This window comes from Rhodococcus sp. SJ-3 (assembly GCF_051918125.1).
Classification (GTDB): Bacteria; Actinomycetota; Actinomycetes; order Mycobacteriales; family Mycobacteriaceae; genus Rhodococcus.
In genome coordinates this window covers 1,078,351-1,101,162 of the sequence record NZ_CM123306.1, presented here as the reverse complement: position 1 = coordinate 1,101,162, position 22,812 = coordinate 1,078,351, and the positions used below count along the sequence as shown (strand labels likewise).

Sequence of the window (22,812 nt, the reverse complement as noted above, 5' to 3'; positions counted from 1 at the left end):
CGGCAGTAGAGGACAGGGGAGGTCCCTTATTCGGAGCACACTCTTTCCATGGTTGGAAGTTCATCGCGAATGCTCGCGCTCTTGTCCTTGCTGCAGACGCGGCGAAGCTGGCCTGGGCATGTGTTGGCAGCACGGCTCAGCGTCACCCCTCGTACGGTGCGGCGAGACGTGGGCAGGCTGCGCGACCTCGGCTACAAGATCGGGTCGACGAAGGGACCGGACGGCGGATACCGGCTGGTTGCGGGATCGGAACTCCCGCCCTTGCTGTTCGACGATGAACAGGCTGTGGCGATCGCTGTCGCATTGCAAGGAGTCGCTTCCAGTGGCATAGATAACGCCGATGCTTCAGCACGAGCGCTGGCAACCGCGCGGCAGGTAATGCCGTCACGGCTCCGCCACAGGGCCGACGGCATCCAATTCACCGCTACGGAGCAGGCCACTCGCGTGGATCCCAAGGTTCTGGAAGCGGTGAGCACGTCGATTCGCGATCAGCGCATCCTGCGATTCGACTACGGCAACAGAGACTGCCCACCGCGTCGGGCCGAACCACACGCACTCGTCGCGAGGACCGGGCGCTGGTATCTCGTCGCTTGGGATCTCGATCGAGACGACTGGCGGATCCTCCGCCTGGACCGTCTCGTTCCTCGAATACCCGGTGGCGGCCCATTCACTCCCCGTCCTCTTCCTGCACCGGACGCGCGCTCGTTCCTCGAAGCAAGGGCGAAAGGGGCAGAGACGGAGAATCAATGGCCGTGTACCGGCGAGATCGTCATAGACCTACCGGTCAGCGAAGTGGCACCCTGGATCGGCGATGGCGAGGTAGAAGAATTGACAGATCGGTCGTGTCGGATCGTTGTCGGGTCCTGGTCTTGGACCGGCCTGCTCGCCTTCGTGCTGCGCTTCGATGCCCCCTTCACCGTCGTCGGTCCTGAACAGCTGCGGGAGACCGTAGGTCCGCTTGCGCGACGACTCGATGCGGCGACGGCGGCGCCGAAGTGACTACCGAATGAGGTCAAGAACTGACCGCGATGAATGGGACGGTGTGGTCATGGATGACAGAGAATTGCCGCCACGGCTGGTCGTTGCCGATGCGGCTGCTTGGCGAGCGTGGCTGGACGCGCACGAGGATTCGGCCGACGGTGTGCGGCTCGTCTTGGCGAAGAAAGGCACGACGGTTCCGACGTCGTTGTCCTATGCCGAAGCCCTCGAGGAGGCCCTCTGCAGCGGCTGGATCGATGGGCGACGCAATGCAATCGACGACTCCACATTCCAGCAGCTCTTCACCCCACGGCGTGCCCGCTCGATCTGGTCGCAACGGAACGTGAAGATCGTCGGCGCTCTGATTGCGTCAGGAAGGATGCGGGCTCGCGGACATGCCGAGGTGGACCGTGCGAAAGCCGACGGTCGCTGGGAGCGGGCGTACCCTGGCCCGGCCGCGGCCGAGGTGCCTGCTGACCTCGCATCGGCGTTGGAGTGCTCACCCACCGCGGCGAAGCGGTTTGCTGAGCTGGATCGTGGTCGTCGCTTTGCGATCATCCACCACGTTCTCATTGCGAACAGCGCTTCCAGCCGAGCTCGACGGATCGCGAAATTCGTTGCAGACGTCGAAGAGAGAGCAGATGCAACCGGAGTCGATGATGTGGAGTCTCGCTAGTTCGCTGAGGGCGCCAATCGATGTGGTGGCCAGCAGTGGGGCCGGACTCCTGGGATAAACACCTCAGTGCCCGACTGCGGCACATCAGGAATTCGCTATGTCATTCATTCGGATGACATAGCCTGGGGCAATTCGTATTTCTGCCGATGCGACGAAGTAATCTGCAGAAGTGACGACGCGACCATTACCGAGACGGGGCCATGTGCTCGCACTGGACTCGCCTGGGCGGCAAAGGTACTCCCACTGAGCCGACTTTCCGCTGTCGTCACCACCCATCACGATTCTTGATCGGAACTGCTCGTCGCCGACTTGTGGTTCCAACCCGCGTCACCGCCGAAGGGCTTTGCTGAATCCCACTGCCACTGTCTCGTCCGCTGTCGATCCGCAGTCGGCAAGCGAGCGGATGTGACGATTCTCGAAACAGTAGATACAAGGAGTATGACCCCATGAAGAAGTTGATTGCGGCTCTCGCTGGCGCTGCCACACTCGCTGCGGGAGCGGCTGTGCTCACCGCGCCGGCAGTGCAGGCCGCGACCATCTCCAGCAGTACGGCCAAGTATGTGTTCTGCAGTGCGAACCAACACGGCAACAACATCACCTACTACGACCGGTACGGCATGGTCGACAAAGTCGTAAGCCTGAACAACAAGACCGACTCGAATCTCTATTGTGCGGCTTTCGAGGTCGGCATCGAGCCCGACTCCTTCGTCTGGTCTTCGATCGACAACGATCACTCGAGCTACGTCTACGCCGCGATCTACGAGGTCCACTATCCCTTGTTCTCGGGAAGCTCCGGCGCATCACCGCAGTACACCCTCATCGCCAGGGAAGAAAGTCGCGACAGCTACGGCGGATTCAACTACGCGATCGCGTCGTGACCAGGACCCTGCTTGCTGAGCACGGTCTTCGGCATCGCACGCGCGGCCCGGGTTCAGGTTGCCGGGATCGGTCGTCATGGTTCGCTTCTCGAGTTGATCATCGAAGGTTGCGCATGAAATTCCAGACAGCGGGTATGTGAGCGTACGTGCCCGGATCCATTGGGGATCCGGGCATGACGATCAGGAGAGCGCACACCACATGCACAGCATCGCCACCGGAGTCGAATTCGTTCGACGGCTCGACCACGCACAGAACTCCGAGATGTCGATCGTGCGCCACGAGTTCGGGCGATGGCTCGACTCTGTGATCGGGTCGGATCCGATGTGCGCCGCAGTGCTGTCTGCCACCGGCGAGGCGGTGGTCAACGCTTTCGAACACGCCTACCTCGACCAAGCAGGCCCCATCGAGCTGCACGCAACGATGCAACGTGCATATCAACGGTTGACCGTGCTCGTCCGAGATCACGGGCGGTGGCGCATCCCGCCCGCCCACCTGGACGCACACGGGCACGGCCTCGCGCTGATCGACAAACTCACCGCCGACAACGCTGTGCACAAGAGCGCCACCGGAACGACGATGTCGATGCTGTGGAATCTCGAGCCTCAGGCGTCCTGACGACGTTGGGCCAGGAGATTTACCGCTGCGTTCGGTTCAGTGAATCCGGTCGATGAAGCTCTCGACGAGCGCGTTGTAGGCGGCCGGTTGTTCCATGTTCGGGTAGTGCGCCGCATGGTCGAGTACGGCGCTGCGAGCATGAGGTATCGCGTCGAGGAACCGGTCCACGGTTGCTGTCAGGTCAGGTGAGTCGAGGGCGCCGTCTATGGCGAAGACCGGAACGTCGATAGTTCGTGCGCGAAATGCGAGATCGGAAACCGGAAGAAGGTAATCAGGTTCGGGGGCAGTGTGTTTGGAGAGCGTTCGAGTCGCCGCTTGTCGTAGTTTGTCGACGATACCTTGGTCGACCTCTTCGAGGGCGCGGGTGGGGCCTGCAGCCCACGAGGTGAACGCGTCCATCCACGCGGCCATATCGCCGCGTGTCAGTGCAGCTTCTTGGGCGTGCGCGACGCGATGCGACCACGGGTCTCGGTACTGAGGTTCACCGAGGCCACGTCCACCGACGATCAACCCTGCGACCAGTGCCGGATGCTCTACCGCGGTTTCGATCGCGATCATGGCACCCATTGACACGCCGACGAGTACGGCGGACGGCAGGCCGAGGTGATGGAGGAGTGCTGCGACGTCGTCGGTTTGCCGGAAGGGGCGGGTGGCATTGGCGGAGTTGCCGTGTCCGCGGGCATCGGGGGCGATCACCCGGTATCGGTTCAACGCCGACAGTTGTGGTTCGAACATGGTGGAGTCCAGGAAGCCGGCGTGCAGGAGTACCACGGGTGGGCCTTCGCCGTGGGTGTCGCGATACGCAAGAGCACCGTCGTCGGTGTCGGAGGTGAAGGAATCGTCCGCCGCAAACATGACAACCAAGTTGTCATAGTGGGCGTGTTTCGGCAACCCAGGTGTCATGATGGGGTCGTGGACGAGTCCTTGGCACCAGACGAATTGGCACCGCGATTGATGGAGGTATTTGCTCAAGTCGGGGTTCTGTACCGACGCGTCTATCGCAGGCTCGAGCAGGACGCGCTACCGCCGGGGATGTCGGTCGGCGTGCGCGCGGTGTGTGATCTGCTCACCGCGCACGAGCCGATGACCGTGCCGCAGATGGGGCGGGCTTTGGCAACGAGCCGGCAGTTCATTCAGCGGATGGTCAACGACGCTCTTACGCACGAGTTCGTCGAAACCCTCGACAACCCACGTCATCAGCGCTCGCCGCTGATCGGTCTGACGGAGAAGGGGCGAGCGGCGATGGCGTCGACCCTCGACCGCGAACATGCTGTGCTGGAAGGAGTGGGTGGGAACCTCACGGACACCGATATCGACACGTGCCTGCGAGTGTTGCGGCACCTGGGTGAGCCATTCGTCGATGTCGATCTGGACGGTCGCTCCGGGTAACGCAGCATCACTCCTGCATCGAATCAGTGCACCGGCGACGCAGGTGCCTGATGTGCACTTTTTATCGGGAATCCGCTCCATGGAAATAATCTCAGAGTTGCTGACCGTGTACCTCGACGGAATGGACCTGAGGACGAGGGTGCTGAAAACGCCGCTTTTGAAGGTGGGTTCGGCATCCACGACGTGCCAGGCCACCCGCTGCCGCGACGATCGAACGTTACAGCGGTGCCAGAACTCCGCTGTAACGTTCGATCAGCCACTCCACTGCGCCGATGCCGAATGCGATATCCCAGTTCATACGGCGGTCGTGGCACCGCCAGCGCGGTTGAGATTGACAGCCGCGTGAGGTCAGGCAGTTAGTAGATCGTCTGGTAGATCGTCGATCCAGTTGCGAATGTCTTCCATGACCAAGCGGGGGCGCGGCGCAGCCGGGTACACCCGAATCTCCCGGTACCGCGGGTGCTCGATCTCGAGGGCGGGCAGATCGAATTCCCTCAGACGCACCACCACATACCCTGCAGCAAGCAGATCCAGGCTTTTTCGTTGGTCGACGAGGATCTTCGCGTCCGCGCGATGCCAGTAGGCTCCGTCATACTCGATCACCACCGTCACCCCCTGATGGTCGATGCTGATGTCCGTCGTCCAGGACTTGCGCGAGGTGAACGCATCATCGGTCATGGTGATGCCGGACTGGGCCTCACCGAAAACCTCGACGGCGGCCGCATGGTGCTCGAGCTCGACACGCGATCTGCCTGGTTGCCGGTGAACCGGGCTTGCGGCGCCGTTGGACCGCCCGCCACGCCGCGACATGCGGATGTTGTAGCAGATGGGGCGACGATCCTCACGGGAGATAGTGGCCGCGACCTGCCGCTGATCGCCGAGGCCGATGATCCTGAGTTCGACGAGTGCGCCGAGGCAGCGTTGCACTTGGCGTTCGCTCATTCGGGCGTATCCGGCGAGGGTGCGCACCGACGGGTACGCGCCTTCGCCCTGTCGTGAGGCGTGGTTCGCCAATCCGAGGAGCACCAAGGTCAATGCCGGTGCAGATGGCATGCCGGGTGGAGTGGGGGAGGGGATAGCAGCGTATTTGAGTGCCCAGGCGATCGCTTCGATACTCACGATGGCACCTGCACATAGGTATGCTGACGCATGTTCGACTCCTATACAGTCGGACATCCGGCCCGTCGCGATGCCAGTCGCGGCGGGCCTTCTGTTCAATTATTCGCACACGTGTTCGTGCGCGTAGTTGATCATCTTGGCACCGGCGGCGGCGGGCGTCAACGATTTGCTCATATCCGTTCGGCTCGCGATGGTGCAACGGGGCACATAGGATCTTCTCGAACATGGGCAGCATGAGACTGTCACCGCTGATCCGAACGAGCAGCGTCTGCACGGAATCCTCCCCTAGACGTGCAGAGGCAGCTACCACGTCCGGCGCGCGAACCGCATGGTGTCGCGAAAGATTCGGAAAATCAGGTCGGTCGGCCAGCACCCACGCAAGATGGATGTATCCGACGCCGAGGGGAGACGATCGAAATCAGTAGCGTCAGAACGAACACCGTTGGAGAATCGGACGAGGTTTCCGGCGACGTGCTGCATTGTGCACAGCGCTTACACGGCATTGTCCAGCCGTATTCCTGGGGATCTCGAACTGCCATCGCAGATTTGACGGGAAGAACGTCTCCGAGTGAAGAACCCGAGGCCGAACTTTGGCTGGGCGCGCATCCGAACGGGCCTTCGGTACTGCAGTGTGGCGTCTCGCTGGCCGAAGCGATTTCGCGGTCACCGAAGGCAGCCCTGGGACCTGAATCCCTGTCGCGATTCGGTGAACAGCTGCCGTTCTTGTTCAAAGTATTGGCAGCCGAGTCTGCGCTGTCGTTGCAAGCACACCCGACGCTCGAGCAGGCACGCGCAGGTTTTGCAAGCGAAAACGCGGCCGGCATCCCGGTCGATTCGCCCGTGCGGAATTATCGCGACGACAATCATAAGCCGGAGCTCCTCGTTGCGCTCACAGAATTTCACGCCCTGGCGGGTTTTCGTGACGTACATACGACCGTTGCCTTGATCAGGGACCTCCGTGTATCGGCGCTTGTGGATTTCGCAGAGGAACTGTTGGTCGGTGGGTTACGCGACGTGTTCGAAAAGTGGCTGAAGCTGGGCGAGTCAGACGCTGCCGCCTTGCTATCGGCACTGGTAGAGGGCTGCGAGAGATACCTTGATGAGCGTCCGGCGGGCGACTTTGTGGACGAAGTCCAAACGTTGATCGACCTGGCAGAACAGTATCCGGGTGATTCGGGTGTGCTTGCGGCCCTGCTTCTGAACCGCCTGACACTGAATCCAGGCGAGGGGATCTACCTCGATGCTGGACATTTGCACGCATACGTGCGCGGCACGGGCATAGAAATTATGGCGAACTCCGACAATGTATTACGCGGGGGGATGACCGAAAAGAAAATCGACCGCGACGAGTTGATGCGCGTGCTCCGGTTCGATCCCATAGCGCCCCCGATCGTGCGAGCGGACCCGCTTGCGGATTCGTCGTGGAACGCGGAGATCTTGCATTACCCCACGCCCGCGCCGGAGTTTCGATTGCGACGTGTCGAAATCGACGGGGGCCGTGCTGTGGGATCCGACGGGGCGCGGAACTATGCACGTGGTCCTCAGATTCTCCTGTGCACGAAGGGTACGTGCAGGATCACGATCGAAAACGCAGAGGTCATCGGCTCTCAGCCCGAGTTTGTGGTGGCGCAGGGCGAATCGATCTGGGTACCGGCCGGCGCGACGGTTGGTTTTGCTTCGGTCGGCGCAGATTCGCAGGTGTTCATCGCTGCCGGCAGCTGATGAACCGTATTGTGAACGAGTCCGACACAGCCTGGAATATGAACGAGAGCGTTCCCCGGATCATATTGATCCGGGGAACGCTTGACTCCTCGGGACTGCGAGCATTAGCCCTTGTTGTTCATTTCCAGACGCTCGGAAAGCCACTTCCGTAGATCGGGCCCGTACTCATCGCTGTTGAGTGCTGTGTCGACGGCGGCACGGAGATAACCGCCGGGGTTGCCGAGGTCGTGCCTTGTCCCGCGATGCACGACGACATGGACCGGATGGCCTTCCTCGATCATCAGAGCGATGGCATCTGTCAGCTGCAATTCTCCACCGGCGCCCGGCTTGATACGACGAAGTGCATCGAAGATCTGCCGATCGAGGAGATAACGGCCGGCTGCCGCCAAAGTGGAGGGTGCGTCGGCGAGCTGTGGCTTCTCAACCATACCGAGCACTTTCATTACATCCGGATCGGCGATACCGGCGACCTCTTCGACGTGGAAGATCCCGTAAGAGCTCACCTGGCCCTTGGGTACATCGATCGCGCACAGCACGGTGCCACCGTGTTGTGCGCGGACACTCGCCATCGTTTCCAGAATTCCTGAGGGCTGGACGAGGTCGTCGGGAAGTAGGACGGCGAACGCGTCCTCGTCGTCCGTCAACGATTGCTCGGCACACCCGACCGCGTGGCCGAGGCCCAGTGGGCGGTCCTGAATGACGGATTCGACTTCAAGCAGGTTAGGGGCGCGACGAACCTTCTCGAGCAGCCGGTGCTTGCCCTTGGCCTCCAGGTGGTTCTCGAGCACGAGATCATCGACGAAATGGGCTACGACGCCATCTTTCCCTGGCGCGGTGACAATCAATAGCCGTGATGCCCCCGAGTCCGCAGCTTCACAGGCGACCAACTCGATGCCGGGGGTGTCGACCACCGGCAAGAGCTCTTTCGGGACGGTCTTGGTGGCAGGCAGGAATCGAGTCCCCATTCCAGCTGCCGGTACTACCGCCGTGCGGAATGCCTTGTGCACCCCCGCGTTTCCTTCCATTGTGGAACCTCGCCTCCCCAGTCGAGTGTGTTTTGTCCGGTACCCCGCGTTTCGGAAACAATTTCCGTCGCAGGCTAATGTGATATGAATCTCACCGACAATATGTTTACGCCGACGAACGCCATACCTACGGGCTCCGTTGGAACGAAGTCTATGCCTGACTGTCGCAGTGCGCGAGTCGATGCAGCGTCGAAAAGGTCGGATAGCCAGCCGTATTCCGCCTCCGGCCTTACGCTCGCCCTAATGCTGTGCCCTTCAGTACCGCCAAAAAGTTGCAACGTCGCGGGAAGCCTGAACCCCGGAACTGGTCGAGCGTCCAAGCTGCCGATCCGGGTAAGTAACGTTACAGTCTCATCCAGGGATGTCGAGGCGAGAAGACCGAGTCGTCCAGGTAACGACGAGCCTGAGTGCTCGAGCGGCAAGTGTGGGGTTATGTGGCTTGGGAGGGCCGCAAACTCTACTGCGCCGTACTAAGTGAACGCAGTGCATGTCTCGGGGAGGAGACAACAATGAGGGTGAACCCGTCGTGACCGCGGTCGGTGAAAAGCGGCAATCCGCTTCGGAAATCGGCGCAAGCAGCACGAAACCGACACTCGTCCCAAACCGTTCAAGCTCGAACGCGACGCGGTGGGAGTGGCAGTCCAAATACGTGCGCAGCTTGTTCTGGACGGATGCCCTTGTGGTTGTCCTGTCTGTCTTGCTGGCACATGTCGTGCGATTCGGCCAAGAGAACTTGCTGACTATGGAGCCGGTCAGCACACTCAACTACACCCTGATTTCGGTGGGGTTGGCAGTTGCGTGGCTGGTGAATCTACGGGTGTTTCGTACGCGATCGCGTCGAGTGATAGGGGCTGGCTACGACGAGTACCAGCGCATTGTGTCCAGCACTTTCCGGCTGTTCGGCTTCATCGCGATCGTGGCATTGGTCTTCCGCTTGGAGCTTGCCCGAGGGTATCTCGCAATTGCGTTGCCTGTTGGTCTAGCGGGGTTGCTGATTACTCGCTGGATGTGGCGGAAAGCTGTGGCGCGGAAGCGTCGCCGGGGTGAGTTCACGACGTCTGTCCTTGTCGTAGGCGGCGCGCGAGCAGTGCGGCACCTGAGCCGCACGTTCGATCGACAGTTCACCGACGGTTACCAGGTTGTCGGTGTGTGTGTCCCTGCATATTCAGGTGTGGTCGGGGATGAGATCGATGTGGATGGCCGGGCAGTGCCGATCCTTGGAGACGAGCACTCGGTTCTCGAGGCGCTGGCAGCATCGGGAGCCGACACTGTGGCAGTGACCGCGACAGAGACATTGGGCCACGACGGCATCAAGGATCTGGTGTGGAAGCTAGAGCCGCACGACACCGATCTTGTGGTGGCTACAGGAGTGGTGGACGTATCCAGTCCGCGACTCGAAATGCGCCCGGTCGCTGGACTTCCGTTGATTCATGTCGAGAAGCCGAGCTATCACGGAGCGAAGCGAAGCGGCAAGCGGCTTTTCGATTTGGCATTCTCTGTAGCAGCACTCTTGGTCCTAGCGCCAATTTTCGCGGTGGTGGCATTAGCGATCAAGTTGGACAGCAAGGGGCCGGTGTTCTATCGGTCTGAGCGAATCGGCCTGGACAGCAATCCGTTCGGAATGATCAAGTTTCGCTCAATGGTGACGGACGCAGACAGATTGGTCGAGACGTTGCTGACGCAAAACGAAGGCGCCGGCCTGTTGTTCAAAATGCGCGAGGATCCACGCGTTACAAGGATCGGACGGGTGCTTCGTCGCTTCAGCATCGACGAACTGCCGCAGTTCATCAACGTTGTGAGGGGCGAGATGAGCGTGGTCGGCCCCCGACCGCCTCTTCGGCGCGAAGTCGAGAACTACGACGGACGCGTAAAGCGACGGTTGCTGGTACGACCAGGGGTGACCGGGCTGTGGCAGGTGTCGGGGCGTTCGGATCTGTCATGGGATGAGTCGGTGCGACTGGACCTTTCGTATGTGGAGAACTGGTCAATGATCTCGGACGTCCTGATCATCGGAAAGACGGTAAAAGCTGTCCTTGCCAGCGATGGCGCCTATTAGGTTCTCGGGCTTTTCCGAGGGCAGCAGATTTCTTATTACGATCTAGAAAGTCGGGATTGCTATGAGTCGCCGTATCGCAGTGTTCGGAACTGGGTACCTCGGAGCAACACATGCAGCCTGTATGGCTGAACTCGGGCACGATGTGCTTGGGGTTGACGTTGACGCCGCGAAGCTAGCGAAACTTGAAGCAGGTGAGGTTCCGTTTTACGAACCTGGCCTCGAAGAAGTACTGAAACGGAATCTCGCGAACGGGCGCCTGCGTTTCACATCATCGTACGAAGCCGCGGCTGATTTTGCTGATGTTCATTTCATTGGCGTGGGAACTCCTCAAAGAAAAGGCGAGTTTGCTGCCGATCTCACATATGTCGATTCGGTTATTGAAACTTTAGCGCCGTTATTGACTCAACCTGCCGTCATATTCGGCAAGTCGACAGTGCCCGTTGGCACTGCCCATCGTCTCGGAGAACGTGCGAGGATGTTGGCGCCGGCAGGGGACGCAGTAGAACTCGCGTGGAATCCCGAGTTTCTACGTGAGGGGTATGCCGTTAAGGACACCCTCCACCCGGATAGGCTGGTGCTGGGGATCGATCGCGCTCGGCCAGGAAATGCAGAGGCGGTGGCACGCGACGTTTATGAGGACCTTCTGGGGGAGGGGATACCGTTCATCGTTACGGATCTGGCCACGTCCGAATTGGTGAAAACTGCTGCGAACGCGTTTCTGGCGACGAAGATTTCCTACATTAACGCGATGGCTGAAGTATGCGAGGCGGCGGGTGCCGATGTCTCGGTCCTTGCGGACGCCATCGGCCACGACGCTCGAATTGGGAGACGGTTCCTCAACGCGGGGATTGGCTTTGGCGGTGGCTGTCTGCCCAAGGATATCCGCGCCTTCATGGCACGCGCCGGTGAAATTGGGGCGGACGAAGCTCTGACTTTTCTCAGAGAAGTAGACAACATCAATATGCGACGGCGCACACGCATGGTGGAGCTGGTCCGCGACATCGTCGGCGGTTCACTGCTTGGGACTAGGGTTGCTGTACTCGGCGCGGCATTCAAGCCTGACTCTGATGATGTCCGGGATTCTCCGGCCCTAAATATTGCTGGTCAGATTCAGCTCCAGGGTGCTTCCGTCAGTGTTTATGACCCAAAAGCCATGGAAAATTCCAGGAAAATATTCCCGACACTTGAGTATTCCACAAGTGCCAAAGAAGCATGTCAGGGAGCTGACGTTACGTTGGTCCTCACTGAGTGGGAAGAGTTTCGGGCATTGATACCGGAGGACCTCGATTCGGTGGTGCGAAACCGGCGCATTGTGGATGGTCGAAACTGTCTGAATCCTGGAACTTGGGAGAACAGCAACTGGACATACCGGGGGCTTGGTAGATGATCGCTCTATGCACAGGATTGGGTATCGAACCTGATTTTCGACGAATCAAGACGGGCGTTTGATACAGGCGGGAAAACTGATGGAATCGATCTCGATCGGGAGAATTCACTCCAACCCAGAGACATTCGAAGGATCGGTCAAACGAATTCTCGCTTTGGCGAAGGACGACCGACCCCACCTTGTTGTAACCCCTAACATCGCGCACGTGTACCAAAGCCGGGCCGACGAAGTACTCTGCCAGGCGTATGAAAGTGCTGACTTCGCGCCTCCGGATGGATGGCCAGTAGTCACTGCGATCCGGTTGCTTGCAGATGAGGCGCTAGCGGTTGAGCGCGTCGCTGGCTCCGACCTTCTACTGGCGCTTTGTAAGGAGCCGGTCTCGGTGGCGCTTATCGGCGGTTCTGGAGATTCGGCAACTGTCGCCGCTGGACGACTCTCTGCTGAGAACCCCGATTTGCGGGTTGCCTTAACTGAGCCCGTACCGCGTGCCGAGTTGGAGGATCAGCACGCTAGAGCTGATTTGATTGCACGGATTAGGAAATCAGCGCCGGACATTATCTTCATTGGCCTAGGTGCTCCACGTCAGGAAGCGCTTGGCCTTGAGTTGCTGGACACCATTGATCAAGGTGTCATCATGTGCGTCGGTGCGTCGATTGAATTTGCGGCAGGAACACTACGCCGAGCGCCGGTCATTCTTCGAAAGTATCGTATGGAGTGGTTCTTCAGGTTGATGGTAGAGCCGCGTAAACTCGCACGGAGATACATGTTATCTGCGCCATACTTTGTCACTATTGTAATTTTAGAAAAGGCTCGCAGGAGCCGGAAAAAGAATGGGATAGCGGCAGACGTGAATACAGAAGGACTTCGGTTTGATCGCCTCATCATCCATCAGTTTGACCCGGCTCGGCCGTCGCCGGGTGGTATCGATACCTGTATTCGAGGTCTGCTCGCGTACGCGCCAACGGATCTGAAGATAGGCGTCATTGGGGTCGATACGTCATCGGCGGGCAACCGGTGTGGAAATTGGGAGAAGCATAACCTAGGAGGGAGCGACTTCTGGTTTATGCCGGTTGCTCACCTCGATCCGGCAGATCAGGTACGTCGAGTTCCACATTCAGTACGATTGGTGGGTGGATTACTGAAATACCGCGCGCGGGTGCCGCGCTCTGCGGTTATTCAAGCGCACCGAATGGACACAGCACTTTCGATACGAGCTCTAATGCGGAAGCCACTCGCCTATTTTGTTCATACTCAAGAATCAGGCCTCACCGGAAGCACCTCTGATTCAATGTGGCGCCACGCAGGGCGAATTCATGCGAAGTTGGAGCGTTTTGTGGTTAGGCGGTCGTCCAAGGTGTTTGTGTTCAACGAAGACTACGCAGAATTGGTGAGCTCCTGGAATCCTGCTGCAGAATTCTCACCTACATGGTTCGACCCTCGAATAATAGATCTCCAGAAATCTGACCGCGACTCCAACCGCGTTGTATGGGTGGGAAGGCTCGAAGAACCGAAAGACCCAATTCTCGCGCTCCGGGCCTTTGAAGAGCTAGTTCGGTTGGATCCAGACCAGAATTGGAGCTTAGACATTCTAGGTACCGGCACTCTACTCAACGAAACGCGACGTTACGCGACAGAAATGGTCGGATCTGATCGAGTCACAGTGCATGGACGAGTCGCGCCGGAGGCCGTAGCGTCGATAATGGCAAGGTCCGAAGTCTTCTTGATGACATCGCATCCGGGATACGAAGGATATCCCCGGGTATTGGTCGAGGCGCTAGCTTCAGGTGCTGCCGCGGTGGTCACTACCGGTGCAGATACGGGTGCTCTTGTGCGGAACGGATCGAACGGGTTCACCGCCGAGAGTCGCGATCCTGCAGAGCTTGCAACTCTGATCGCGAAAGCAGCATCCTGCAGTGGCGAGGCACCGCGCAGGTCTGTCGAACACCTAGAGGCTCCAGCAGTCGTAGCTCGCATTTTCAAATCACAAATTGGCGTTTGATTCCGGCAACTTCCAATAGGAAATGAGGCGCAAGAAGTTGAAGGCAATGGTTACGGGCGCAGCTGGTTTTGTCGGTTCGAATCTTGTGAGCGAACTACTCCGAAGAGGAGACACGGTTGTCGGCATCGATAGCCTCAGCGACTATTATTCGCCGACGTTGAAGCTCGCCAACTTGCATCGACTGAGCCATGAGCGTTTCAAATTCTTACACGCGGATCTGAACTCCGTTGACCTTGTGGAGTTACTGGACGGGGTGGAGGTCGTCTTCCACCAGGCTGGGCAACCTGGGGTTAGGAAGTCGTGGGGGGCAGACTTCGGCGGGTACGTGGATGCAAACGTATCGGCGACCCAAAGGCTGTTAGAACACGCACGTGACAGTTCGAGCCTCAAGCGGTTGGTCTATGCTTCCTCGTCTTCGATCTACGGGGAGGCAGAGCGCTACCCGACGTCAGAAGTTGACCGCCCACAGCCTCGAAGTCCATACGGGGTAACAAAACTCGCTGCAGAGCACTTATGCAGTCTGTATGCGTCGAACTTTGGCGTGCCGACCGTTTCGTTGCGCTATTTCACCGTATACGGCCCTGGTCAACGACCTGATATGGCGTTCACACGATTCACTCGCGCAGCGGTTAACGACACAGAGATTTCGCTCTTCGGTACCGGAGATCAGATCAGAGACTTCACCTATATATCCGATATTGTGGCTGCGAATATTTCTGCATCGGATAATCCTGTGGACCCGGGTTCAGTTTTCAATGTTGCTGGTGGTAGCAATATATCGGTTAATGGTGCGCTGGCTATCATCGAAGGCTTTGCTGAGCGCCCCTTGAAAGTCCGTCGTGAGCCGGTGGTGAAGGGAGACGTATTCCGGACGGGTGGCGATATATCCAGGATAAAAAAGACTCTGGGTTGGGAGCCTGTAGTTCCAATTACGGAAGGACTTCGTCGTCACTTCGAGTGGGCGAAGGAGCTGGGAAATGTCGAGTAAAACAAAATTTGATCGCATTTCGGGCCTGGGAGATTTCCGCCTATTTCGAAGGGCCGATCTAGAAGCATATAACGTGACGCGGTGGCGTTTTCACTATCGGCTCGTTTACCCAGGTTTATACTATCAGAGAATTTTGAGAAGCGTAGAGCTACTATATGCCATTAAATGGCGGCGCGCAGCGCTGGTGAGGCATGCGTACCTTAAACTCGTTGGAATAGTCCTGGGTATATCCGTGCCGCCGGGAGTGTTTGGCCGTGGTTTGTCGATACCTCACTACGGGAGTGTCATTGTCAATGACAAGGTGCGGGCAGGAAGGTACTGCCGGATTCACTCGGGCACTAATCTGGGCGAGCATAGAGGCAGCGCCCCAAATCTGGGCGACGGTGTTTACATTGGACCGGGTGCCGTGGCGTACGGAAGAATTCAAATCGGCGCTGGCTCTGTGGTCGCTGCCAACGCGGTTGTGAATACCGACGTGCCGGTCGGTGTGGTAGTCGCAGGGGTGCCGGCACGCATTATCTCGTCGTCTAACTCGGCGGATGTGATGCCGAGCTGGATCCCAGCCATTCCTGACGCGTGATACTACGGGTCCTGGAGAGAAGAGCCTAGGCCAATTATGCCCAAGATATCGGTGATCCTGCCCGTCAAGAATGGTGAGCGATATGTTCGGAGTGCAATAGTATCGACCCTGCGTGCCCTGCCTCGGGACGCCGAACTTGTGGTGCTGAATGATGGCAGTACGGACATGACTCAGGATGTCCTAGAATCGATTCTTGATATTCGAATGAGAATTCTAACATCATCTGGCTGTGGCGGTCTCTCCAACGCGCTGAACTTTCTTATTGAATCAACGGACAGCGAATTCGTAGCGAGAATGGACGCGGATGATATTTCACTGCCGTGGCGCTTCCGTCACCAGAGTGGACTACTAGATGACTCAGATCTTGTGTTCTCTCCAGTGATTCACCTAGGGCCTAGGCCCTATACATTGGTGCCCACACGTCCTGGACCCTTTGATTCAGAAATCGTTCCCCTCATGTTGGCTCTCGAGAACCCTATTGCGCACTCAACCGCCATTTTTAGAAGGAAATCTGTGGAGTCTGTCGGTGGATACCGAAGTGTGCGCTCCGAGGATTACGATTTGTGGTTGCGATTAGCCTGCGAAAAATACCAAATTAGGCGGTCACAACTTCCGGTTCTGATTTATCGGCATCATGGCGAGCAGATCACCGTGAACTCGAAGTGGGTTGCAGAGTCTCGGGTCGAGCCTCTCCTCCTAGAGTCCCACACTGAACTGGTAAACGCGCATATCGGGCGCTTTGGCGATACTCTATCCGGCTTACGGGATCCGAAGGCGTCGAATGACGCGCTGCAGCGCTCGTTAGATATGGTGGACACAATTGACCGCGGAATTCATGAGAGTACCCGCGTCGCTGGAAACGCTCATTTGGCCCGTCGGATTCGAGAAGTTAGACGTGCCCTCAGGCGTCGATTGGAGCCTGCATGATCATCGCGGTGATATTTGGAGTTTTCTTATGCGTAACGGTTGTACCCGTAGTTCCGGTGAGTGTTCTGGTGGTCGGTCTAGTGATAATCAGGTCACTTTCCGACTATGGAATTTCTACGGGTACTCGTCCAGCTATCTTGAGTGCGGTTAGTCTTGCTGTGTCATTTGTGGCGATCTATGCCCTGGTGCTGCATGCGTCGCGTTGGCAAGGACATCGGCGATGGGGAGCTGTGGCTCAATTGATGCTTGGAGCAATCGCCCTTTGGACGCTCGTTGGTATTTTTCACTACGGTATTAATTTGGATCTTCTTATCGACTCAGTACGGATTTTGTCTGCCGCCGCTGTCTTCGTGCTGGCGTACGCGTACGCAGAGGTGCCTGAGCCGCGAACTGCAGTTATCTGGATGGTCGGACCAGCGGCGCTTTTGGGTGTTATTGGCGGGTTGGCTTCTCTTGAAGGGTTTGTCAATCGATTTGGTCGTCTTGCCGGTACATTTAGCCATCCAAACGCTGCCGCTGCGTTTTATGGAATAGCGCTAATCGCCGTATTGTCCTTGTGGTTGAAAAGTCGAACCAAGTTGCTCGCCGCCGTGGGATTGCTTTCGTTTGTTGCATTGCTACTGACTGGCAGCCTAGGCGGAATTGCAGGTACTGTTGCGGGCATTCTTCTTCTCGTTTGGTCACGACGAGCCAGTTGGCCGATGAGGAGGATTATTCAGACAGTCGGAGTTCTTGGCTCTCTGGTGGTGGCATACTTCCTCACGGGACTATCGGACAGAATTGCCGAGTTTAGTTTCGGAGGTGCCGTCACTATCTCGTCATCGGACCCAGATTCGTTCCAGTGGCGTATTGAGAATTGGCGCCGACTCGTCGTTGAGTGGCGGGAAAATCCCATACTGGGCTTTGGGCTGGGTGCTTCAAACCATGAGGTGATGCCGTTGGGGGGGCCGCCACATAGCCTATACTTTCAGACGCTCGTTGATATGGGAATAATCGGGATTTTGGCGTTAGCGGTGATCTTTGTGTACTGGTGGAGAAAGGCCAGGAGGAATGCAAACGGAGATGGTTGGGAAGGTCCCACTCTTGTTGGTCTTTTCGGGTTTGTATTTGTAAACGGAATTGTAAGCAACTTTCTTGGCTATATGGCGGCGCTGTACTTGACAGTTGCCCTTGTTGGATTCTTACTTGCAGGGCGCGGATTCAGAAATTATGACTCAACCAGTAACGCACGCCCGGCAAATCTCGTATCCACCTCACCAGGAGCAGCCGAATGATCCGGGCAATTCTTCAAGACTTCGATGCTAATAGAGGACGCCCTCACCTGCAGCTGGTCCTAATTCTTCTCCGAGCGAGTCAGGCGTTTCGCGGGTCAGACCGGAAACTGATTCGGATTCTATTTGGATTCCCTACATCGGCTATCTACCGGGCATTCGGGATTGGGTGTTTCGGGATTGATATACCCACCTCGACTCGCATCGGCCCAGGGTTAGCCATACACCATGGAATGGGACTTGTGGTGCACAGTAGGTCGGTCATTGGCAATTCAGTGACGTTGCGGCACTGTACAACCTTGGGGGCAAAGCGCGATGGTCGAGCTCCTGAGCTGGCTGACGGGGTGGATGTTGGTCCGAACAGCGTGATCATTGGTGGGGTTCGGATTGGCGAGGCTGCGGTAGTCGGCGCTGGGAGCGTGGTCGTTCGGGACGTGGACGACAACGCGGTGGTAGCCGGAAATCCAGCACGACCCGTGGGGCACCCCGCTTGATTTCACCGTGTGTGTAGAGCGGCATGCAGTCGAAGACCCGGAGGAGGACTCGGTGTGACGTCGTGGCTTGGAAGAAGTAAAGTCGGCTGACCAGTGAATCCGCTCAGCTTAGTCGATATGAGGTCCCAGCCCAGCCCCTCATATCGTCAAATCGAAATGAGCCAAGTCAGGTGGAGACCTCCAGGTCGAGTACGTCCTGCTCGCCGTCGACGATGCGGCGGGCCCGGGGGAGTAGCACACCGAGTTAGCCATCGGTGTGCCGACCCGAGGTGTTCGATGATCTCGACCCTGCCACGGCTTTTGCGGGCGACCTGCACCGCGACCGCTCCCGACGCGGTCCGCACCTTCCGCACGTATGTCACCGCCGGAACGCTACCTGATTAGTACCCCGATCCACCCGACCGGAATAGCAAACACACAGGTCACGGAGCCGGGCACCTATCTACCTGTCGGTAATGTCTTAACTCAGGCAAGAGCTTGGCGGTCTCTGGTCACGACACGAGCGGAATGATCAGGAACGAAAGTGCCGCATACAACGCGCAGGCAAGTGCTAACGATTTTAGCGGGGCGTATTTCCCAGCGACGGAAACAAGAATTAACATTACGATTACCTCCCGCATCACTGCTAGCCCAGCAGCGAATTGAATTGAGTCGACGGCTGCAATAGCGATGGGGACGGAACACAGCGCTCCAATCATTTTCACAGGGGCAGCCCATTTGACCCGCTCTGCGGCGATAAGGATCACCGTCATGCACCACGCAAATAGGGTGGGTCCTGTGGCTAGGGATAGTATGACGGCGGCGTCTAGTGAATTGTCCCAGGTCGCGTCGAGTAACGGTCGAAGTAAAAGTTGTACCCCGGCGATTGTTGCAATTGTCGCGCCGAATGCGACAGGAGTTGCACGTTTCAAGACGTCCTCGGCGGTCTGACTTACGCGCTCGGGGCTGCGAACCGTGCTGTCAAAAAGTTTAGGGCGTAGAACATTTGCTGTTGAGGTAGAAATCGCGTCGCCAGCGCTGCGTGCAATTGACGTTGCGACGGTGTACTCGCCCAGTTTGTCGGTGCCGGCAATCGGCGTGAGTAGTACTCTGTCGGCTTGACTTTGAGTCCAAGCTATCACGGAATATAGTGATAGATGCGCAAACTCGTGCGCAATTTTGGTCGAGGTCTCCTGATTCCCGTCTGGTCCGCCGGATATCGCGTTTGATTTTCTACGGGATTGTATTGTAAATAATAGTTCGGTGATTAGAAGCTGGAGTGTCGGTGCTAGTAGAGACTGTGCGATTAGTAGTACGGGGACGCTCACTGCGAAGGATGAAATTGCGGCAATTAATTGATAATTGGCAAGAGCTTTCCACTTTCCTGCTTTCTGTAGGCGGGCAATTGCAGTCACGCGGAAGGCCGTGACGGGAGGTATGAATGCAAATAGCAAGAGTGGAACTAGACTCTGGCGATCTTGTGGCTTCAGTGCAAGATATACGCTGGCGAGTGCTAGCGTAATAGCTACCACACCTATGATCGGTGTAATGAGCTTGTACCTGTCCAGAAATCTCCGGCCTGAGGGGGTGTTGAGTGCTGGCACTGCTACCTGGCGGATCGCGGAATCGGTTGCGGCCTGAAATAGTGTCAGGATCAGGATTCCGATTGCGTATACGCCGACCGCTGATGGGGTTATGAAGAAGGTCATTCCCAGCATTACCAGGGCAGACGCTGCTCGAGGGAAGACGCGTTCAAGGAACGCCCAGATGAGATCCTTCATGGCGCCTTCCCTGTTTGCTTTGCCTATGACGTTAGATTAATTGCGTCTGAGAACGAATTGGCGAACCGTATATCTGGTTGTGCGTGCCCGAACCAGGTCTCCGCGTACTTCGTGAGTTTCTTGTTTTTGTTGTCTACTGCGATCACTCGGCGTCCCATCTGAAGCGATATCAACATGGCATGGAGGCGATCCGTGATGACGGTCTCACCTTGGCTGAGAATTGCAATGCCACGGTCGAGACGCTGTTGAGCGATGCGTTCCCAGCCGGATATCGACTTATTCAGAAACCTACCTGCAGGTGGAAGGCGCATAGATTTCCATCGAATAAAGCTCGATATTGCTGGCCGAAATGTGTCTTTCTTCCAGTCTTGCGCTTCGGCTGGGATGTCATTTGCGTTCGACTCTTGGTCTTTACGTGCAAGGACAAGTCTGGATTGGATTGGCGGGGGCGATGCTATCTGGCCGAGGTGATGGACAGCATCGGGCGCGAGAATCGGGTGGGCGATGATCCCAGTGAGATCTTCGACAGCGGTTGCGTCGCGTACGCACATGCGAAGGGCCTGTCTCGAAGAAAATTCCCGTATAAATCTTGAGCGCCCACGGTCGGTTGCGAAGTGTATTGATTGCGGAGCTTGGATCAGAAGGGTGTCTGAGTTGAGTCTTTGGGCAATCGAATTTCGGTGGTCGTCGATTCCATCAAATAGACCGGCAATATTTCCACCGCCGTTGATCATGACGGGTATTTTGGACTCGAACACGGATGATTGTAGCGTCGCAATGCAATATGCCGATTTGACGGATATTGAAGCTGTCGCGAAATAGCGCAATTGACCTAGTGCGATCGCCGAGTCCCCGACATTGGGATAGTCCGGGAAATCTGTGAAAACGAGTTCGCGGACTCCCTGGTAGACCTCATTATATGCGTTCTCGGCGATTCTCCGCATTTGCTCGATATAGGCCACGAGGTCTCCTGGCTGTGTAAATGGATCGGTTGTTTGTGGTTTAACCATATATCTTTGTAGTACTGGGAATTGTGCGGATTTTTACGTCCCTTGCTCTGCCACGTTGTGTGTTTCGATTTTGTTACGTGCAAGTCGGGACATCGGTAAGAATTGTTGCGTCGTCGATAAGCGGTTGCCTCGGAACGCTTGGGGATCCTGGAGCAGTGGGCTCGGTCAAGTTGTAGATTATCTCGACTGTCTCGCCTCGTGGTATTGGAATTTGCGCGTTGAACATAGGATGCCCACGCTCGGTACTGTTGAACACGAAACCAGATACCCCGTTGACTGACGACTTGTTCAGCTTGGCACCTTGGGTAGCGAGGAGCGCAACGTCAGCGAGGTTTGTGCCAACCGGTGCACCGATAGGATTGTCGAACATTCCCGCAACATAGTTGGTGTGGTCACCTGCTGGGAGATTATTCGTAAGCCGAACCGTAACGGTCGATTCGCGGGTCTCGCCCTCGCAGGAGCCAGCGGTGTACTCGATTTCCCGTTCAAGATAGTAGTCGAGCTTATTGCCACCCAGGTTGTTGATCACCACACCCGCGTACGGGGCAGGATCATCAGGGACGGTGTGTCCCAGCGCGGTGCCGGCAAGGACTTCCTGCTCTTCAGGGACTGAACTCCACACCGCAAGCCGACCTTCGCTCGCAGCCCGCCCCAAGGCTTCGAGAAGTGCCTGAGGACGGGAAATGCTACCGGTCAGCTTCTCGACCACCGTCTTGGCGACCAACTCGAGATATGCCTTTCGCGCTGCTTGGTTGTCGCCAAAACGGGAATACGCGGTCGATTCGGTCAATTCCACCACGTTGTCTGCGGTGATCTTCTCGCCGGTCGGCAGCGTGACGTCGCCTACGACCTCCAGTACATAGCTCAGCGCGACAGGGTCTGTCGCAATTGCGCCGTCCACACGCTCGCCGGTTTCTTGCTGCCACATCGACTGCCAGATCTGGCCCGCGTAAGGAAAGTGTGAACTGACATTGCTGTTGCGGAAATCCTGGGTGGCGCGGCTGTGGCCATAGGCCTGCTTGAAGTCGGGCCCGAGATCGAGAGGTTCGTAATCGAACTTCAACTCCCGGTTGCTGGCGACGTCGTCAATAGTCACCGCACCATCGTTGGCTTGCGCGATGGCAAAGCCGCCAAGCAACCCGCCAGTCCCGCGCGCCTCCGCGTTGGTTTGGAACCCGATGAAGTAACTGCGCGGACCGTCCGCACCCAGCATTGCCGGCGCGATTTGCGCTGCCGTCGACGTATTGTTCAGCAGCCCAGACAATTCGGACACCTGACTCTGAAGGTCCAGGCGCGCGTCATCGATCAGGTCGATATAAGTGCTGTCGACTGCTTGGGCCTGCACATCGAGGTCGGTGGCCGCGGCGGAAGTGGTCTCGAGCACCGGAGCAGCATCACGAAGAGCCGCGAGATTGATGCGCGCACCGCCGAGAATCAACTGATCTGGCGACACCGCACTGCCCGCGTCGACCGCGGGAAGCAACACATCGTGTGTGAGACCGCTCACAATTGTGGTCATTTGCCGGGTCGTGTCGAACGGGCTGCCCAACCATGGGACGGCACCGGCGACGCGCCACGGGAACGAATCGACCGACCCCTGCGCGTCCTGAGCGTAACGGTCGGCGTCGCCGGCCGCGCGCGTTGCTGTTTCTGTATCACCCGACAGCAACGCATCTTTGGCCTGCATTGCGAAGTCCTGCGCCTTCTCGAGGCTCGACTTCGCCTGGAGTCCTTCGTATCCGAGCCAGCCTACGAATCCGACCACCGCGAGAACGCCGACACCGCAGCCGATCTGCACGCGACGCCGCTTCTTGCGGCGTGCTGCAATCTCCTCGTCGGACAGACGTCGCCGCACCTTGCGTCGACGCTGGCCTGACGAATCTGACTCACCGGTAACATTGTTCACGCGGCTTGTGCCCCCTTCGTGTTCTCCCGCC

General features: G+C 57.7%; 19 protein-coding genes and 1 pseudogene. 13 read left to right on the top strand and 7 right to left on the bottom strand.

All coding sequences use genetic code 11. The annotated features are described in order from the left end of the window. Positions 1 to 48 precede the first annotated feature (48 nt). The 4 genes from ACTDXD_RS04810 (at position 49) to ACTDXD_RS04795 (ending at position 3,148) form a co-directional block, all read left to right on the top strand. Positions 49 to 999 (top strand): helix-turn-helix transcriptional regulator, encoded by a 951-nt coding sequence (locus ACTDXD_RS04810; RefSeq protein ID WP_440126034.1) that lies wholly within the window; start codon positions 49 to 51, stop codon positions 997 to 999. A gap of 49 nt (positions 1,000 to 1,048) precedes the next feature. Further along, entirely contained in the window at positions 1,049 to 1,654 is a 606-nt protein-coding gene (locus tag ACTDXD_RS04805) for a YdeI/OmpD-associated family protein (protein ID WP_440126033.1), read from the top strand. A gap of 446 nt (positions 1,655 to 2,100) precedes the next feature. Further along, positions 2,101 to 2,532 carry a hypothetical protein gene (locus tag ACTDXD_RS04800; RefSeq protein WP_440126032.1) on the top strand — a complete coding sequence of 144 codons (432 nt, stop codon included), beginning with the start codon at positions 2,101 to 2,103 and terminating at the stop codon, positions 2,530 to 2,532. A 199-nt stretch (positions 2,533 to 2,731) separates the two neighbouring features. Continuing rightward, positions 2,732 to 3,148: an ATP-binding protein gene (locus ACTDXD_RS04795; RefSeq protein ID WP_440126031.1), complete on the top strand. Its 417-nt coding sequence runs from the start codon at positions 2,732 to 2,734 to the stop codon at positions 3,146 to 3,148. A gap of 36 nt (positions 3,149 to 3,184) precedes the next feature. Here the strand turns inward: ACTDXD_RS04795 and ACTDXD_RS04790 are convergent, their stop codons facing one another. After that, positions 3,185 to 4,003 (bottom strand): alpha/beta fold hydrolase, encoded by an 819-nt coding sequence (locus tag ACTDXD_RS04790; RefSeq protein ID WP_440126030.1) that lies wholly within the window; start codon positions 4,001 to 4,003, stop codon positions 3,185 to 3,187. Positions 4,004 to 4,060: 57 nt separating this feature from the next. On the opposite strand from ACTDXD_RS04790, the gene ACTDXD_RS04785 reads away from it, so the two are divergent. Then, complete coding sequence (locus tag ACTDXD_RS04785) at positions 4,061 to 4,537, top strand: MarR family winged helix-turn-helix transcriptional regulator (RefSeq protein ID WP_440126029.1); 477 nt, start codon at positions 4,061 to 4,063, stop codon at positions 4,535 to 4,537. A gap of 348 nt (positions 4,538 to 4,885) precedes the next feature. Here the strand turns inward: ACTDXD_RS04785 and ACTDXD_RS04780 are convergent, their stop codons facing one another. Further along, positions 4,886 to 5,656 carry a helix-turn-helix domain-containing protein gene (locus ACTDXD_RS04780; RefSeq protein ID WP_440126028.1) on the bottom strand — a complete coding sequence of 257 codons (771 nt, stop codon included), beginning with the start codon at positions 5,654 to 5,656 and terminating at the stop codon, positions 4,886 to 4,888. Between the two features lie 474 nt (positions 5,657 to 6,130). Here ACTDXD_RS04780 and manA point away from each other — a divergent pair, with 474 nt between their 5' ends. Then, the gene (gene manA / locus ACTDXD_RS04775) at positions 6,131 to 7,378 is read left to right on the top strand and encodes a mannose-6-phosphate isomerase, class I (RefSeq protein WP_440127538.1); all 1,248 of its coding nucleotides are present in this window, start codon (positions 6,131 to 6,133) and stop codon (positions 7,376 to 7,378) included. Positions 7,379 to 7,482: 104 nt separating this feature from the next. Here the strand turns inward: manA and ACTDXD_RS04770 are convergent, their stop codons facing one another. Further along, positions 7,483 to 8,403, bottom strand: coding sequence for a UTP--glucose-1-phosphate uridylyltransferase (locus ACTDXD_RS04770; RefSeq protein ID WP_440126027.1), 921 nt, complete (start codon positions 8,401 to 8,403; stop codon positions 7,483 to 7,485). 487 nt (positions 8,404 to 8,890) lie between these two features. On the opposite strand from ACTDXD_RS04770, the gene ACTDXD_RS04765 reads away from it, so the two are divergent. The 7 genes from ACTDXD_RS04765 (at position 8,891) to ACTDXD_RS04735 (ending at position 17,614) form a co-directional block, all read left to right on the top strand. Further along, complete coding sequence (locus ACTDXD_RS04765; RefSeq protein ID WP_440126026.1) at positions 8,891 to 10,459, top strand: sugar transferase; 1,569 nt, start codon at positions 8,891 to 8,893, stop codon at positions 10,457 to 10,459. A gap of 61 nt (positions 10,460 to 10,520) precedes the next feature. Beyond that, positions 10,521 to 11,846: a UDP-glucose dehydrogenase family protein gene (locus ACTDXD_RS04760; protein WP_440126025.1), complete on the top strand. Its 1,326-nt coding sequence runs from the start codon at positions 10,521 to 10,523 to the stop codon at positions 11,844 to 11,846. 79 nt (positions 11,847 to 11,925) lie between these two features. Then, positions 11,926 to 13,845, top strand: coding sequence for a WecB/TagA/CpsF family glycosyltransferase (locus tag ACTDXD_RS04755; RefSeq protein ID WP_440126024.1), 1,920 nt, complete (start codon positions 11,926 to 11,928; stop codon positions 13,843 to 13,845). A gap of 22 nt (positions 13,846 to 13,867) precedes the next feature. Continuing rightward, positions 13,868 to 14,833, top strand: a complete 966-nt coding sequence (locus ACTDXD_RS04750) for an NAD-dependent epimerase/dehydratase family protein (RefSeq protein WP_440126023.1) — start codon at positions 13,868 to 13,870, stop codon at positions 14,831 to 14,833. Beyond that, positions 14,823 to 15,413 (top strand): serine acetyltransferase, encoded by a 591-nt coding sequence (locus ACTDXD_RS04745; RefSeq protein ID WP_440126022.1) that lies wholly within the window; start codon positions 14,823 to 14,825, stop codon positions 15,411 to 15,413. Before ACTDXD_RS04750 ends, ACTDXD_RS04745 begins: the two co-directional genes overlap by 11 nt. Before the next feature lie 36 nt (positions 15,414 to 15,449). Further along, a complete protein-coding gene (locus ACTDXD_RS04740) occupies positions 15,450 to 16,340 on the top strand; it encodes a glycosyltransferase family 2 protein (RefSeq protein WP_440126021.1) in 891 nt (296 codons plus the stop codon). Further along, on the top strand, positions 16,337 to 17,614 hold the full coding sequence (locus ACTDXD_RS04735; RefSeq protein ID WP_440126020.1) for an O-antigen ligase family protein: 1,278 nt from the start codon (positions 16,337 to 16,339) through the stop codon (positions 17,612 to 17,614). The genes ACTDXD_RS04740 and ACTDXD_RS04735 overlap by 4 nt, the downstream gene beginning before the upstream one ends. Positions 17,615 to 18,277: 663 nt before the next feature. Here ACTDXD_RS04735 and ACTDXD_RS04730 read toward each other — a convergent pair. The 4 genes and pseudogenes from ACTDXD_RS04730 to ACTDXD_RS04715 all read right to left on the bottom strand — a co-directional run. Beyond that, positions 18,278 to 18,467, bottom strand: a pseudogene (locus tag ACTDXD_RS04730) (IS1634 family transposase); the annotation flags it as partial. A gap of 129 nt (positions 18,468 to 18,596) precedes the next feature. Next, positions 18,597 to 19,865, bottom strand: coding sequence for a lipopolysaccharide biosynthesis protein (locus ACTDXD_RS04725; protein ID WP_440126019.1), 1,269 nt, complete (start codon positions 19,863 to 19,865; stop codon positions 18,597 to 18,599). 23 nt (positions 19,866 to 19,888) lie between these two features. Next, positions 19,889 to 20,827: a polysaccharide pyruvyl transferase family protein gene (locus tag ACTDXD_RS04720; protein WP_440126018.1), complete on the bottom strand. Its 939-nt coding sequence runs from the start codon at positions 20,825 to 20,827 to the stop codon at positions 19,889 to 19,891. Between the two features lie 121 nt (positions 20,828 to 20,948). Then, entirely contained in the window at positions 20,949 to 22,730 is a 1,782-nt protein-coding gene (locus ACTDXD_RS04715; RefSeq protein ID WP_440127537.1) for a DUF4012 domain-containing protein, read from the bottom strand. Positions 22,731 to 22,812: the final 82 nt, after the last annotated feature.